This window comes from Rhizobium sp. 10N414 (genome assembly GCF_056394785.1).
Genome location: NZ_JBFTIN010000019.1, coordinates 65071 through 78529 on the forward strand (window position 1 = coordinate 65071; position 13459 = coordinate 78529).

Genomic DNA, 13459 nt, shown 5'->3' on the forward strand with positions numbered 1-13459 from the left:
CCGGCTGGAGCGAACGCGGCGCATTCAAGTCGGCGAGGGTTACCGAGACCTTAATGGCGGGCTGGGGGTAACGAACGTGTGACCGATCGATCGCCTGATGTGAATGGACGGCCAAAACGAAAGGCCGGTCATGTCTTCCATGGCCGGCCCGCAGGCCTAAGGCTCCTCTTCGCCTGATGTTCCGGATGTCAGTTGCCTGTCTGCCGCACCGTCTTCTGAGCGATCGCCTTGGCAAGATCGTCACGCTCCTCGCAGCCGTTCGGGCAAAGCGTCGTCAGTCGTGCGAGCTGGTCGTTCGCCTTGGCCATGTCGCCGGTCTCGACGTAGAGTTCGCCCAGATATTCGCGGGCGGCCTTGTGGTCGGGCTCGAGCTCCAGCGCCTTGGTGTAATAGGTCAGCGAGGTCCGGTAGTCTCCGGTCTTGCGCAGGGTAAAGCCAAGCAGATTGTAGACGTCTGCCTGCTGCGTATCCTCGGCAAGGCCGCGAAGCTCGTCCCGCGCCCCCTGATAATCCCCGGCAGCGATCTTGGCGCGCACCGACGTCAAATCTGGCGCGTTGGTGGATTCGATATTGTCGATGGCGAAGGCCGGAACGGCTTGGATCGCGGGAAGGGCAGCGGTTGCCGCGATCAAGGCGATCGTGCCTGCCAGAACATGTCTCTTCATGATCGTTTCTCCTTCAGTTTCTCATGCCTGGATCTTGGGGGTGAAGCCGTAGACGTTGCCGTCCTTGACGAAGGTGCCGGAGCCCGGGAACGGAAAATGCGAGCCGCAGATCGCGATCTTGTCTGCGATGACGCGGTCGATCAGCTTGCGGCGCGTCTCGATCGCCATCGGCCCGTCCTGGTCGTAGGCGCCCTGCCATTCCGGATGCGGGGCGAGCAAGGCGGGCACGTACATGATGTCGGCCGACACCATCAGCTGTTCGTTTCCGCCGTCGACGAGATAGACGGAGTGGCCGGGCGTATGTCCCGGCGCTGATATCATGCGGATGCCGGGCGCTACCTCGGCGCCGTCCTCGACGAGTTTCCAGTTCTGCCATTTCGGGAAAACATTGGCGATGCGCTGGCCGGCGGCCTTACGGCTTTCCGCAAGCTTTTCGACTCGGCCAGACTCCGTCCACCAGCTATACTCGGCTGCGTTGACGATCAGTTCGGCATCGGGAAAGACGGCCGCATTGGTGCCCTTGTCCATCAGGCCCCAGACGTGGTCCGGATGGAAATGTGAGAGCATGACCGTGTTGATCTTCCTGTAGTCGATGCCCGCCGCCGCCATGTTGGCGGGTAGGTGTGTCGCATTCGCCTGCCACTGGCCGACGCCCGATCCGGCATCCATCATGATCAGCCGGTCGCCCATCTTGAGGACGACGACGGTGAGGGGGATCGGCATGAAACCGGTCGGCAGGCCGGCCTTGGCAAGCGCCTCCTTGGTGTCTTCGATTGAGGCGTTCTTGATGAAGCCTGGGTCGTGCGGCTTTCGCCAGATACCGTCATAGATGGCGGTGACCTCGACCGATCCGACCCTATATCTGTAGAAGCCGACGCTCGGCTCGTCGGGCGTTTCGGCAAAGACGGGTGAAACGAATTCCAGTTTCGAGGCAAGGCCGAAGGCGGCGCCTGCGGCGGCGGTGCCGAGAACGGTACGGCGTGTCATGGTGAACATCGCAAGTCTCCTCTTGTCGGGTGCTATGATGCAGCGGCAACCCGACAATGGGTGCCGCCGCTGCCAGACAAGATCGAGGCCGGCCGGCAGTTATTCCCGGCATGCCGGGCAATCTTCCTAAGCCGATGAAACCGATGAGAGATTTTTCGCGACGGCATCCAGAACCCTTCCCGTGAACGCTTTTCCTCGAAAAAAATCGCGCCGGGACGGAATAAAATGACGGTCAGGACGATCTATCTTGCGGAAGGCATAAGGGCGATCCGATGCGGTCGGCCGAACCCGGGGAAGACGATGACAGAGGCTGAGATCGCGGATTTCCTTTCATTCGAATGCCAGCGCACGCCATTAGGTGCCGATCGGGCGATTGCCGGTACCGGGCGGATGGCGGCTCGCCTTCTGAAAGCCCTCTCCGCCATGATCGGCATGTCGTTGGCGATGACGCGGCCGCTGCTCGACCCGCAAGCGGCCACGATGGGGACGCCTGCCGCATCGGCCGAAACGATGCAACGCTTCCAGAAGGCCATCCTTCCGCAGCTGGACGACGCCTACAATTTCGCCCGCTTCCTCAGTCGCGATCCCGATGCTGCTGGAGATATCGTCCAGGAAGCCTTCCTGCGCGCCTATCGGAGCTTCGAAGGCTATCGCGGCGGCGATCCGCGCGCCTGGATGTTTTCGATCGTCAGAAATTGCTACCGCGCCTGGCTACTCGACGGCCGCCGGAAGGCGCATTTCGAAGTGCCGATGGCCGAGGACGTCTCGACCGGTGAAGCGGATATCGCGACTTGCCAGATCGCGTCCGACGACGACACGCCGGAAGCGTCCGTGATCCGCAAGAGCGAGTCCGAGCGCGTACGGCGGGTCATCGGCGATCTTTCCGACCCGATGCGGGAGGTGCTGGTGCTGCGGGAACTCGAGAGCCTGTCCTATCGGCAGATCGCCGAAATCATCGACGCGCCGATCGGCACCGTCATGTCCAGGCTCGCGCGGGCACGGGAGGAGTTCGGCAAAGCCTGGCTGGCCCTGGAAAAGAGCGGGGTGGCGCCATGAGCGATGAAAGCCATAGAGCCTGTCCCGAATGGAGCGACATGCTGCACGGTTTCGTCGACGGTGAGCTCGATTCGGTCCATTCGGCGCAATTCGAGGCGCATCTTGCCGGTTGCGCCTCCTGCAGCGCCGCGCTGGCAAGGGTGACTGCCATGCGGAAGGTCATCGGTGGAAACGGGGTCAAATGGCGCGCGCCGGAAGAAGTGCGTTCTCGGGTCCTAAGTAGCCTGTCCCTCGAGACTGCCGCCACCGTGGATCCGGAGAAGGCAGCTGCGGCCGAAAACGGCATCTGGCCGCGGATCTTCGCGTTCATCCGGCAATGGAGCCTTGTGCCGTCGCTTGCTGCGCTGGCCGCAAGTCTCTTCCTGTTCGTCAATCTGCCGCGTGGGATAGATATCCAAGATCAGATCGTCGCCAGCCATGTCCGCTCGCTGCTTGCCGATCACCTGGCTGATGTGCAGACCTCGGATCGACACACCGTCAAGCCCTGGTTCAACGGCAAGATCGACTTCTCTCCGCCAGTCGTCGATCTCGCGGCCCAGGGGTTTCCCCTGATCGGGGGCAGGGTCGACTACGTTGGCGGACGGGTCGTCGCGGCTCTGATCTATCGGCTCCGCGGACACGTGATTAATCTCTTTATATGGCCGGGTACGTCGACGGCACCGGGCAGCGCGGAACGCGAGGGATACAATATTAGTCGATGGTCGAGCGGCGGACTGGTGTTCTGGGCGATAACCGATGCCAGCGCCGAAGATCTTGCCGCATTCCGCAAGAATTTTATAGCGCAGGCCGGCTTGGCGCCCGAGGAAGAGCGTCCTTGAAACGAAAGCGCCGGCGGGAACAATCCGGCCGGCGCGATAACATGATGCTTCCTTGCAGGTCTCAGGCCGAAAGCTTGGCCAGAACCTCTTCGTCGACTTCGAAATTCGAGTAGACGTTCTGGACATCGTCATCGTCTTCCAGGCTGTCGATCAGCTTCAGCAGCGACTGGGCACGTTCTTCGTCGACGGGCACGTTGTTCTGGGCGCGCCAGACCGCCTTGACGGTTTCGGCTTCACCGAGCGAGCCTTCGAGGGCCTTGGCGACTTCGCCGAGGGATTCAAAGGCGCAGGTGATGTAGTGGCCTTCTTCGTCGGTCTCGACGTCGTCGGCACCGGCTTCGATCGCCGCTTCCATCATCTTGTCGGCATCGCCAGCGGACAGCTTGTAGGTGATCTCGCCAACGTGGTCGAAGGAGAAGGATACCGAGCCCGTTTCGCCAAGTGCGCCGCCGGCCTTCGTAAAGATCGAGCGGACGTTGGAGGCAGTGCGGTTGCGGTTGTCGGTCAGGGCTTCGACGATGATCGCCGTGCCGCCCGGGCCGTAACCTTCGTAACGGACTTCATCGTAGTTCTCGGCGTCGGCGCCAGCAGCCTTCTTGATGGCGCGGTCGATGTTATCCTTCGGCATGGACTGCGCCTTGGCGTTCTGGATTGCCAGACGCAGGCGGGCGTTCATCGCAGGGTCGGGCAGACCGGCCTTGGCCGCAACCGTGATTTCACGTGCGAGCTTGGAGAACATTTTCGATCGCACGGCATCCTGACGGCCCTTGCGATGCATGATGTTTTTAAACTGTGAATGGCCAGCCATGGCACCCCTGTTCACGTCGTATTGTTAGGAATGGGCCGCCTTATAAGAGCGAAATTGGCTGCATTCAAGGGAAAACGGCTCTGTCGCGCCGGTCGCCCGTGTATCCGGAATGGCGGAACAAACCCCAGGAAGTTGACGTTTCACCCACGGACCCTCGAAATGGAAGGAAGTGCTATGGCTAGTTTCAACGAGGCGCGAGAACACCCGGCACGCCAGCTCTGGGACCAGGTGAACGACATTCATGCCGGTATGCTCGGCGTGGACGGGGCCGACATGCACATGCAGCCGATGGCGCCGAACGCCGATCCGAAGACCAACACGATCTGGTTCTATACGAAATCCGATGCGGCGATCGTACGTGCGATCAAGCCGGGGACTCGGGCGCATTTCTGCGTGGTCGGCAAGGATCACGACTACCATGCCTGCCTTGCCGGCAAGATCGAGGTGCGGCCCGACCAGTCAAAGGTAGACGAGTATTGGAACTCGCTCGTCGCCGCCTGGTATGACGACGGCAAGAAGGATCCGAAGCTCACGATGCTCGCCATGCATGTCGACGACGCCGAGATCTGGGTTTCGACAGGCAATAAGCTGAAGTTCGGCTGGGAGATCGCCAAGGCCAACCTCGACGATGACAAGATGCCCGATGTCGGCATCAGGCAGCACTTGCAGTTCGCCTGAGGAGAATAGGCCCGGTGCAGTCCGGGTCTTTTACTGCATGCCCTTCGCGACATAGATCAGCGGCTTTTTCGGCAAGGCGCGCAGCGAGACGGAGATCGTGTTCGTCGGCGCGTAGCTGATGTCGAAATCGGGTCCGAACATCGACAGGAAGCTTTGCAGTGGGCGCGGCTGATGCATCGGCAGGATCAGCGAGGCGCGCAGGCGCTTGATGACGCGGCTCATGCTGTCGGAACCCATCGTCAGCCCACCATCCACCGGCACCATCACGACATCCAGCCGGCCGATGTCCGTGTAGTGGGCCTCCGTCAGTTCGTAATGCAGATGGCCGAGATGACCGATGCAGAGACCGGCAACCTCGAAGATGAAGATCGAGTTCCCATCTTGCTGCGGCGCGCCGAAGCCGCCCCTGATATCGGTTGTGACGTTGCGGATGTAGGTGTCTCCGACTACGAGGTTGATCTTGGCCTTTTCGCCCGGGACGTCGCTCCATCCATGCAGTACATATTTGATGGCCGGGTCGGTCACCAGAGTATAGTGCGAGGAATGGGCGCGGTTCATGGTGACGACCATTGGCGCCTGTGGCGGCGAGTACCAGCCGCTGTAATCGGTCGCGATCGTTACGCCGCCTGGCGTTTCAATGAGGAAGGTGGAGTGCCCGATGTAGGTCAGCGCAACCGATTGGTCGGTGGCGCCGGCACCGATGATCGGTGACGGGCCTGTGAAGCTGGCAAAGGTCGCTTGCGGGATCGATTGGGCGATGGCCTGGCACTGGCTGACGTTTCGCTGTTCCTCCTGAGCGGCGGCGGCTTCCGCGGCAACCAGGACCATCAGGCAGGCGATTGCGAAAACAAGAAAACGCGGCTTCATGCCACTTCCTCCAGCGCTCTCACGGATAGGCTCGGGAGGATGCGGCAAGGCGCAGCAGCGGTCCAGTTGAAATCCGGAGTCGCTTCTCACGTTTGCGTCATGGCGGGAAAGGCTCTAGCGCCAGAACTCCGGAATAGTCTCGGCAAGCCGGGGACCGAGACGCAGCGGAGCGATCTTTTCAGCCAGGCCGGTCGCATCGGAGATCTCAACGCCGACACCGCAGATGGTGGCAGGGCCGGTCGCTGCTTCCATGCGGCCCTTCGGCATCTTGGAGATGAACCGGTTCAGCGGCTCCTCCTTATCCATGCCGAGCGAGGAGTCGTAGTCGCCGCACATGCCGGCATCCGACATGTAGGCGGTACCACCGTTCAGGATCTGGTGGTCGGCGGTCGGCACATGTGTGTGGGTGCCGACGACGAAGCTGGCGCGGCCGTCGACGAAATGACCGAAGCACTGCTTCTCGCTTGTCGCTTCGGCATGGAAGTCGAAGATGATCGCATCGGCCTGTTCCTTGAGCGGGCAGGCATCGAGGATCGCTTCTGCAGACTTGAAGGGATCGTCGAGTTCGGGATGCATGAAGACGCGACCCATGACATTTGCGACCAGCACGCGTGCACCGTTGCGGGCGTAGAACAGCCCCGAGCCGCGGCCTGGCGTGCCCTGCGGATAGTTGGCCGGTCGCAGGAACTGGTCGTGACGCCCGGCAAATGCGACCGCTTCCTTCTGATCCCAGACGTGGTTGCCCGTCGTGACGACATCGGCGCCGGCGTTTATCGTCTCGAGGAAGATATCCTCGGTGATGCCAAAACCGCCGGCGGCGTTCTCGCCGTTGACGACGACGAAATCGAGCTTCAGGTCAGAAATGAGGCCGGGGAGGCGGTTCCAGACGGCGGTGCGTCCGGTCTTACCCACCATGTCACCCAGAAAAAGCAGTCGCATTGCTATCCAATCCAAGAGGCAAAAAAGCGCAGCCCGCTTTCCGTCAGAAGGGCGTCCAGGCTGACATCGTGCGGCTCGTCGGGCACATGTGCCACTTCCTGGCAGTCGAATGCAATGCCGATCAGCTTGGGATGCAGGCCTTTTTGCCGCAAACGGTCGATGGCGCGGTCATAATAGCCGGCACCGTAACCGATGCGGTGGCCGCGATTGTCGAAGGCGGAGAGGGGAACCAGCATGATTTCGGGATCGAGCACGGCGGCGTCCGCCGGCGGTCCCGAGGTGCCGAAGCCTGTGCTGACCAAAGGGACACCGCGCACGAGTTCGCGAAACACGATTGTCTGCTTGTCGAGGATGGCGGGCACGCAAAGCCGTGCTCCGCGCGCCTGGAACCGCGCCAGAAGCGGCCGGATGTCGGCCTCCGAGCGGATCGGCAGGAAGCCGGAAACAACGGTGCCGGGATCGAACGCGACGGCCTCGCCGGCATGCTCGGCCATGGCCAGGCTCATCTCGATGCGGGTGGCTTCCGGGATGGCGTCGCGCAGAGCGAGCCGGCCGGCACGCATTTCGGCTTTCAATTCTTTCGGGGTCATACGGTCCATCGCGCTGTTTTCAGCAGACGATAAAGGTCTTGCTGATCATTTCAACGGGACAATGCGACCTTTGACCACCCACCGGAGCCAACCAGGTCAAATCGTGATGCTGGCCGGTACGGTTGAGGCGTCGGCCTGTGCCTCAAACGCATAGGCGTTCGCGCCTGGTGCCTGCTGACCAGTCCTTGCGCGCAGCTCGCGCATGGCCTTGTCCATCAACTGCCGGACCTCCTGCAGGACGGCCTTGAACTCTTCCATCGTCTTGCGATCCTCGGCGGAGATGCCTACGGACGCCTGCTGTCCGTCTTCGACGATGCTCTTGTAGGCGTTGCGCGCAGCCGTTGCGCCGTCGGGTTCGTCTGCCTCGGTTGCGCTCGTGTCGGTGCTATCCGAAGACGTCGTTGCATCTGCGGCGGATGCGTGAGCTGTGGCGTCTGCCGAGGCTGCTCCGGTATCTTCAGTTGCGACAGAGGCATCGGCTGTGGAAGCAATGTTTGTGGCGCTGGCCGCAACAGCCGAGGCAAATTCCGCAGCAGCGGCGCTGATCTTGTGAGCGAGTTCGGCAGCAAGCCGGGCGACGACCTCCGGCGGGTAGCCGCCGCTCTTCAGCATTTCGAGTTGCTGCTTGGCTTCCTCAAGCTTGCGCGCCGCTCTGGCCTTCGCCGCTTCGGCCGAGGTGGCCATGCTCTCGCGCAGGCTTTCCTGTGCCTTTGCCGCATTCTGCAATATCTTCAGGCGCGCGCTGGTGCTGTCGGCCGATATATTGAGATTGTCGGCGGAATAGGTGTTGCGCAGGATGTTGAGCGCTGATGCGGAACCGACTTGCATACTATCCTCCGGATTGCACTATCCGGTGCAGTCTGCAACTTCAGGCTTGAGTGGGCCTGTGCCACCTATGCAAGCGTAGCGAGCGCATGGATCGTTTCATTGAACAGCGGCATGCCGCCCGGCGACCAACCGAGAGCACGGATCTTCGCCGTGTCCATCGGCGTAAGCTGCGCCTTGTCGGCGGGAAGCGGGAGCCTGTTCACGCAATCGCGCTCCCAGCGAATGTGTTCCAGGATGTCCCAGGTATCCAGCGTGACATCGGAGACGTTGAAGGTCTCGCCGGAGATACGCGCGGCGTCCGCTTCCAGCATGAGCCGTACGGCCTTGCCGACGTCTCTTCCGTGGACCTCGGTTCCGGCGCGTGATGGCAGGTGGCGGCCGGCTAGGTAATCTTCGATCAGTCTGTCCCATTTGTTCGGTCGGAGGTCGCCATAGACGCCGGTCAATCGGAGGCTGGCCGTTGTGAAGACGGGCGCCGCGAGGTGTGCGAGACTGCGCTCGGCATCAAGCTTGACCTGGCCGTAGAGGGTCTCGGGCTTGTCGGGCATGCCCTCTTTCAGTGTGGTTCCCGGTGCGTGCTCGCCGTAGGCGGCGCGGCTGGAAATGAAAACGCAGCGGCGCGTGCCGGCGCGTTTGGCTGCTTCGAAAAGCCGGACGCTGCCGTCGAGGTTGAAGCGCTTGAACGTCTCCGGGTCGTCGCCCTCGCCGCCGCGGTATTTGCCGGGCAGGTGGTGGAAGGCGGCGTGCACGAAGAAATAGGCGTCCTCGAAGGCTTCGATATGATCGTGCGCCGGATCGAGCGAGAGCGGGGCGAACTCGACCGGTCTCGAAAAGAAGCGGGGCAGGGGAGCGTGGCGGCCGCCGATGATCACGGTATAGCCGGCGGCGAGCAGTTCTTCGACGATATAGCGCCCGACGAGACCTGTTCCCCCCGATACCAATACCTTCATGCTGCCTCTTCCGGGTTCGCCATGGTCGATAGATCCGGCAGGTCATCGCCGGCATAGAATGCATGCCAAAGGTCGATCAGCGGCCGCAGTTTATCGACCTTCGGATGATTCGTCTCCCACGGCTTCTCATACTGGTAGTGCAGGACGGAAATGCTGTGCCAATCCCAAAGCTGGGGCATGGTAAACCAGACATATTGGAGCATGTTGAAATAGATCGGCAGGCCGTGCCAATCCGGGAAAAATTCCTGCAGGAAGGTCTGGTCCGTCCGCTTCCAGAACACTCCCGGCTGATCCAGTCGCTCCAGCATGCGTTGGAATGTGTCTTCAGACGGTTGCGCGACGAAGACGCCGGAGTTCAGCCGCTGGAAGTCCTCGAGGGATTCATAGACGTTCGGGGCGGCCGAAAACTCGGGATAGCGGAAGAGCTTGTCGATGTTGTGCAACACGATCGCATCGGCATCGATGAAGACGCAACTGGTGTATTCGGTCAGCTGCCAGAGGCGCAGCTTGCAGAAATTGTCGAGCGGCGAGTGAAACGCCGGCTTGCGTCCTTTCTTGAAGGGAGCCGCGGCGTGCAGATTGGATCGAGCATGACGCTGATTGAACTCGGCTGACAGCGGCAGATGCTCGACCGGCACCAGGCGGCAGTCGAGCTTTAGGAGTGGGTCGAGGCTGGCTTGGTCAACGCCCGCGGTATGGAGGACGACGATGACCGCTGGGGTAGCGGTTCGGCGCAAGGATGTTGCAAGCGCCTTGGCACCCTTGGCGTAATCGTCGTTGGTGACGAGAGTGACATAGGCGTGCCGGGGCTCACTCATGAAACGGACTTCAGCCTCTTGCCTTCCGGATCATGGTTAATCGTGGCGGCAATGTCCTTCGTCCAAGCGGAAACGGCAGGCACGCGCGACCGGTCAACGCGATAGGCAAATTTCTTGGCGACATCGACGATCTCGCTCAGAAGACCTGCCTGGAGGGTGATCGGATCGAGGCCGAGATGGCGAAATTTCTCGTTCTTGACGATGAGTTCGTTTTCCGGTGCTTCCTTGCGCGGGTTCGGTAGCCAGGCAATTTCGGCGCCGCTCATCTTTGCGATCATTTCCGCGAGATCGCGCACGCGATGCGTTTCGGTCATCTGGTTGAAGATTTCGACACGGGCTCCGCGGGCAGGCGGGTTGTTCAAGGCAAGCTCGATGCAGCGTACCGAGTCCTGAATATGGATGAAGGCGCGGGTTTGGCCGCCGGTGCCATGGACGGTCAGGGGATAGCCGATCGCCGCCTGGATGAGGAAGCGGTTCAGCACGGTGCCGTAGTCGCCGTCATAGTCGAAGCGATTGACGAGTTGAGGGTGCCGGCGTGTCTGCTCGGTATGCGTTCCCCAAACGATTCCCTGGTGCAGGTCGGTTATGCGCAGGCGGTCGTTCTTGGCGTAGAAATGGAAAAGCAACTGATCCAGGCATTTGGTCATGTGATAGATCGAGCCGGGATTGGACGGATAGAGGATTTCCTGGCAGACGGTCTCGCCGCTCGCCGTCTCGATGCCAACGGGCAGATACCCCTCGGGGATCGCCGCCCCGACCGTCGAATAGCCGTAGACGCCCATCGTGCCGAGGTGGATGAGATGTGCGTCGAGCTGGAGTTCGACAAGCGCATTCAGGAGGTTATGGGTGGCGTTAACGTTGTTGTTGACGGTGTAGTTCTTGTGGCGGTCGCTCTTCATCGAGTAGGGGGCGGCACGCTGCTCGGCAAAGTGAATGACGGCATCCGGACGGTTCTCGGCGAGCCACTTCTTCAGGAGCTCGTAGTCCTTGGCGAGGTCGATCAGGTTGAAATGAATGCGCCGGCCAGTTTCGGCGTGCCAGATGCGCGTGCGCTCCTGGATCGAGTCCATCGGGGTCAGCGACTGGACCCCGAGTTCGGTGTCGATCCACCGCCGCGAAAGATTGTCGAGGATATGGATCTCATGCCCCGCGTCCGAAAGATGCAATGATGTCGGCCAGCCGATGAATCCGTCCCCGCCCATCACTGCAATCTTCATCGCGGTGTCTCCTGCTTGAATGTCTCTGTCAAAAATTACTTAGGAAGCGTGACAATTGTTCAATGCTTGCAAGGCGGAAAGTCTTCCGCCAAAGAGGGCGCGTGGCTTTGGAGAAAATTATGGCGGACAACGGTTTTTCGATTTCGGGTGAACTCACGGAAACGGGTCACCGGCTCCTGCAGCGGGTTTATTACGAGGACACGGATTTTTCCGGCCTCGTCTACCATGCCCGCTACCTGCACTTCCTCGAGCGCGGCCGCACAGATTACCTCCGGTGCCTCGGCGTCGAGCAACGAGAGCTTATCAATGCGGACGAGGAGGGGCTTGTCTTCGTCGTCCATCGCATGGAGATCGACTTCAAGCAGCCGGCACGGATGGATGACATCCTGACGGTGCTGACCCACACCGAAAGAGCAGGCGGCGCCAAGATGGTCCTCAATCAGGAAATCCGGCGCGGCGAAACGCTGCTGATCGCCGCCAAGGTGATCATCGCCGTCATTAACGCCAATGCGAGGCCCCGAAGACTGCCGGAGACACTTGCCGAGAAGTTTCTCGAAGGCAGCAAGCCGCTCCGCGGGCCGTGAGCCGTTGCCGCGCGCAGTGCGATCAACATCCTTTGCGTGCAGCGATTCGCCCGGGTTGATCGCGAACGCTGAAAAGACACGGGATTCCGGCCTTGCATAAACATGAGTTTTGTGTGAAGGAATTCGCGCGCTGGAAGATATGCGCTGTTGTGGTCATCGAGCTAGATCTGACCAAGTAATCCAAGGGATAAATCTTTCGCCGATAGTTTCGCTGTCATGATCCGGCGCTAACGAACTGTTAACCATAATAGTGTCTTACTCGGATTGTCAGAGTTTGTGCGGTGCACGCCTTCCTTTGACCAAATTTGACGGCAAGGAAGGCGGATAAGAGCTTGGAAGCTTGACCAGGGCTTTGGGCGGCGGCCGCCAGACACTTCTTGCGAGATCACTTTGTGCCGCCCGGTCAAGTGCCGGGCGTTTGGATTCGGGGATTTTGGATCAATGGAACAAGTAGGATTGGCAGCAGCAACGGCCGACGTCAGCCTCTGGTCGCTGTTTATGCAGGCAGGTCTCGTCGTCAAGCTGGTCATGCTCGGGCTCATCGCAGCCTCGGTCTGGACCTGGGCGATCGTCATCGACAAGTATCTGGCGTATGGTCGCGCACGGCGCCAGTTCGAGAAGTTCGAGCAGGTGTTCTGGTCGGGCCAGTCGCTGGAAGAGCTCTATCGCACGCTATCGGAGCGCAACAACACCGGCCTTGCCGCGATCTTCGTTGCGGCGATGCGCGAATGGAAGAAGTCGTTTGAGCGCGGTGCGCGCTCCCCGATCGGTCTGCAGATGCGTATCGACCGCGCCATGGACGTTACGCTGGCGCGTGAATCCGAATTTCTCTCCGCCCGTCTCGGCTCGCTGGCAACGATCGGTTCGGCCGGCCCGTTCATCGGCCTCTTCGGTACGGTCGTCGGTATCATGACCTCGTTCCAGGCAATCGCCGGCTCGAAGTCGACGAACCTCGCGGTCGTTGCTCCCGGTATCGCCGAAGCGCTGCTTGCAACCGCAATTGGCCTTGTTGCCGCTATCCCGGCCGTTATCGCCTACAACAAGTTCACTGCCGACGCCGGCAAGCTTTCGGGCCGTATGGAAGGCTTCGCGGATGAATTCTCCGCCATCCTTTCGCGCCAGATCGACGAAAAACTGCAGCCGCGCCAGGCCGCGCAGTAATCGACGGGAACGGAGTCAACGATATGGGTATGGGTGCTCCAAGCGGTGGCGGTAGCGGCGGTGGTCGCGGTGGTCGTCGTCGCGGTGGCCACAGAGGTGGTGCCATCTCCGAAATCAACGTGACGCCGCTCGTCGACGTCATGCTGGTGCTTTTGATCATCTTCATGGTGGCAGCACCGATGATGACGGTCGGCGTGCCCGTCGACTTGCCGGAAACACAGGCCAAGGCGCTGAATTCCGAAACGCAGCCGATCACGATCTCGGTGAAGAACGACGGCCAGGTGTTCCTGCAGGRAACACCGATCCCGGTCGAAGAGATTGCCGCGAAGCTCGAGGCGATCGCAACGACGGGCTACAATGAACGCATCTTCGTTCGCGGCGACGCGACCGCGCCCTATGGCGTGATCGCCGACGTCATGGCTCGCATCCAGGGTGCTGGCTACAAGAACATCGGCCTCGTGACGCAGCAGAAGAAGGACCAATAGCGAACGCT

General features: G+C 61.0%; 16 protein-coding genes. 6 read left to right on the top strand and 10 right to left on the bottom strand.

What is annotated here, in order from left to right:
• Positions 1 to 188 precede the first annotated feature (188 nt).
• Together AC1DE4_RS18140 and AC1DE4_RS18145 are read right to left on the bottom strand one after the other, a co-directional pair.
• Positions 189 to 665, bottom strand: a complete 477-nt coding sequence (locus AC1DE4_RS18140; protein WP_018858840.1) for a tetratricopeptide repeat protein — start codon at positions 663 to 665, stop codon at positions 189 to 191.
• 21 nt (positions 666 to 686) lie between these two features.
• Positions 687 to 1661 (bottom strand): MBL fold metallo-hydrolase, encoded by a 975-nt coding sequence (locus AC1DE4_RS18145; RefSeq protein ID WP_018858839.1) that lies wholly within the window; start codon positions 1659 to 1661, stop codon positions 687 to 689.
• A gap of 216 nt (positions 1662 to 1877) precedes the next feature.
• Here AC1DE4_RS18145 and AC1DE4_RS18150 point away from each other — a divergent pair, with 216 nt between their 5' ends.
• The gene (locus tag AC1DE4_RS18150) at positions 1878 to 2708 is read left to right on the top strand and encodes a sigma-70 family RNA polymerase sigma factor (RefSeq protein WP_477882379.1); all 831 of its coding nucleotides are present in this window, start codon (positions 1878 to 1880) and stop codon (positions 2706 to 2708) included.
• Positions 2705 to 3526, top strand: coding sequence for an anti-sigma factor family protein (locus AC1DE4_RS18155; RefSeq protein WP_477817685.1), 822 nt, complete (start codon positions 2705 to 2707; stop codon positions 3524 to 3526). Before AC1DE4_RS18150 ends, AC1DE4_RS18155 begins: the two co-directional genes overlap by 4 nt.
• Before the next feature lie 61 nt (positions 3527 to 3587).
• Here AC1DE4_RS18155 and AC1DE4_RS18160 read toward each other — a convergent pair whose 3' ends face one another.
• Positions 3588 to 4334: a YebC/PmpR family DNA-binding transcriptional regulator gene (locus tag AC1DE4_RS18160; protein ID WP_477882381.1), complete on the bottom strand. Its 747-nt coding sequence runs from the start codon at positions 4332 to 4334 to the stop codon at positions 3588 to 3590.
• A 174-nt stretch (positions 4335 to 4508) separates the two neighbouring features.
• On the opposite strand from AC1DE4_RS18160, the gene AC1DE4_RS18165 reads away from it, so the two are divergent.
• The gene (locus AC1DE4_RS18165; RefSeq protein ID WP_018858835.1) at positions 4509 to 5012 is read left to right on the top strand and encodes a pyridoxamine 5'-phosphate oxidase family protein; all 504 of its coding nucleotides are present in this window, start codon (positions 4509 to 4511) and stop codon (positions 5010 to 5012) included.
• 30 nt (positions 5013 to 5042) lie between these two features.
• On the opposite strand, the gene AC1DE4_RS18170 is transcribed toward AC1DE4_RS18165, so the two are convergent.
• The 7 genes from AC1DE4_RS18170 to AC1DE4_RS18200 all read right to left on the bottom strand — a co-directional run bounded on the left by AC1DE4_RS18170 (position 5043) and on the right by AC1DE4_RS18200 (position 11221).
• Positions 5043 to 5879, bottom strand: a complete 837-nt coding sequence (locus AC1DE4_RS18170; RefSeq protein WP_192241693.1) for an MBL fold metallo-hydrolase — start codon at positions 5877 to 5879, stop codon at positions 5043 to 5045.
• Between the two features lie 114 nt (positions 5880 to 5993).
• Entirely contained in the window at positions 5994 to 6818 is an 825-nt protein-coding gene (locus AC1DE4_RS18175) for a TIGR00282 family metallophosphoesterase (protein WP_016557201.1), read from the bottom strand.
• 2 nt (positions 6819 to 6820) lie between these two features.
• On the bottom strand, positions 6821 to 7408 hold the full coding sequence (locus tag AC1DE4_RS18180; protein ID WP_477882383.1) for a 5-formyltetrahydrofolate cyclo-ligase: 588 nt from the start codon (positions 7406 to 7408) through the stop codon (positions 6821 to 6823).
• Positions 7409 to 7504: 96 nt separating this feature from the next.
• Positions 7505 to 8236 carry a hypothetical protein gene (locus tag AC1DE4_RS18185; RefSeq protein WP_018859203.1) on the bottom strand — a complete coding sequence of 244 codons (732 nt, stop codon included), beginning with the start codon at positions 8234 to 8236 and terminating at the stop codon, positions 7505 to 7507.
• A 65-nt stretch (positions 8237 to 8301) separates the two neighbouring features.
• A complete protein-coding gene (locus AC1DE4_RS18190) occupies positions 8302 to 9186 on the bottom strand; it encodes an NAD-dependent epimerase/dehydratase family protein (protein ID WP_018859204.1) in 885 nt (294 codons plus the stop codon).
• Positions 9183 to 10004, bottom strand: coding sequence for a glycosyltransferase (locus AC1DE4_RS18195; RefSeq protein WP_477882385.1), 822 nt, complete (start codon positions 10002 to 10004; stop codon positions 9183 to 9185). Before AC1DE4_RS18195 ends, AC1DE4_RS18190 begins: the two co-directional genes overlap by 4 nt.
• Complete coding sequence (locus tag AC1DE4_RS18200; RefSeq protein WP_192241692.1) at positions 10001 to 11221, bottom strand: NAD-dependent epimerase/dehydratase family protein; 1221 nt, start codon at positions 11219 to 11221, stop codon at positions 10001 to 10003. Before AC1DE4_RS18200 ends, AC1DE4_RS18195 begins: the two co-directional genes overlap by 4 nt.
• A 119-nt stretch (positions 11222 to 11340) precedes the next feature.
• Between AC1DE4_RS18200 and ybgC the strand changes: the two genes are divergently transcribed.
• The 3 genes from ybgC to tolR all read left to right on the top strand — a co-directional run bounded on the left by ybgC (position 11341) and on the right by tolR (position 13451).
• Positions 11341 to 11805 carry a tol-pal system-associated acyl-CoA thioesterase gene (ybgC, locus tag AC1DE4_RS18205; RefSeq protein WP_112646151.1) on the top strand — a complete coding sequence of 155 codons (465 nt, stop codon included), beginning with the start codon at positions 11341 to 11343 and terminating at the stop codon, positions 11803 to 11805.
• 441 nt (positions 11806 to 12246) lie between these two features.
• The gene (tolQ, locus tag AC1DE4_RS18210; protein WP_016557208.1) at positions 12247 to 12966 is read left to right on the top strand and encodes a protein TolQ; all 720 of its coding nucleotides are present in this window, start codon (positions 12247 to 12249) and stop codon (positions 12964 to 12966) included.
• A gap of 29 nt (positions 12967 to 12995) precedes the next feature.
• Entirely contained in the window at positions 12996 to 13451 is a 456-nt protein-coding gene (gene tolR, locus AC1DE4_RS18215) for a protein TolR (RefSeq protein ID WP_477882398.1), read from the top strand.
• The last annotated feature ends 8 nt before the right edge of the window (positions 13452 to 13459 follow it).

What these genes read in the sequence shown, in the direction of transcription:
- AC1DE4_RS18140 (WP_018858840.1), bottom strand. Translation starts at nt 665, where the DNA reads ATGAAGAGACATGTTCTGGCAGGCACGATCGCCTTGATCGCGGCAACC.
- AC1DE4_RS18145 (WP_018858839.1), bottom strand. Translation starts at nt 1,661, where the DNA reads ATGTTCACCATGACACGCCGTACCGTTCTCGGCACCGCCGCCGCAGGC.
- AC1DE4_RS18150 (WP_477882379.1), top strand. Translation starts at nt 1,878, where the DNA reads ATGACGGTCAGGACGATCTATCTTGCGGAAGGCATAAGGGCGATCCGA.
- AC1DE4_RS18155 (WP_477817685.1), top strand. Translation starts at nt 2,705, where the DNA reads ATGAGCGATGAAAGCCATAGAGCCTGTCCCGAATGGAGCGACATGCTG.
- AC1DE4_RS18160 (WP_477882381.1), bottom strand. Translation starts at nt 4,334, where the DNA reads ATGGCTGGCCATTCACAGTTTAAAAACATCATGCATCGCAAGGGCCGT.
- AC1DE4_RS18165 (WP_018858835.1), top strand. Translation starts at nt 4,509, where the DNA reads ATGGCTAGTTTCAACGAGGCGCGAGAACACCCGGCACGCCAGCTCTGG.
- AC1DE4_RS18170 (WP_192241693.1), bottom strand. Translation starts at nt 5,879, where the DNA reads ATGAAGCCGCGTTTTCTTGTTTTCGCAATCGCCTGCCTGATGGTCCTG.
- AC1DE4_RS18175 (WP_016557201.1), bottom strand. Translation starts at nt 6,818, where the DNA reads ATGCGACTGCTTTTTCTGGGTGACATGGTGGGTAAGACCGGACGCACC.
- AC1DE4_RS18180 (WP_477882383.1), bottom strand. Translation starts at nt 7,408, where the DNA reads ATGACCCCGAAAGAATTGAAAGCCGAAATGCGTGCCGGCCGGCTCGCT.
- AC1DE4_RS18185 (WP_018859203.1), bottom strand. Translation starts at nt 8,236, where the DNA reads ATGCAAGTCGGTTCCGCATCAGCGCTCAACATCCTGCGCAACACCTAT.
- AC1DE4_RS18190 (WP_018859204.1), bottom strand. Translation starts at nt 9,186, where the DNA reads ATGAAGGTATTGGTATCGGGGGGAACAGGTCTCGTCGGGCGCTATATC.
- AC1DE4_RS18195 (WP_477882385.1), bottom strand. Translation starts at nt 10,004, where the DNA reads ATGAGTGAGCCCCGGCACGCCTATGTCACTCTCGTCACCAACGACGAT.
- AC1DE4_RS18200 (WP_192241692.1), bottom strand. Translation starts at nt 11,221, where the DNA reads ATGAAGATTGCAGTGATGGGCGGGGACGGATTCATCGGCTGGCCGACA.
- ybgC (WP_112646151.1), top strand. Translation starts at nt 11,341, where the DNA reads ATGGCGGACAACGGTTTTTCGATTTCGGGTGAACTCACGGAAACGGGT.
- tolQ (WP_016557208.1), top strand. Translation starts at nt 12,247, where the DNA reads ATGGAACAAGTAGGATTGGCAGCAGCAACGGCCGACGTCAGCCTCTGG.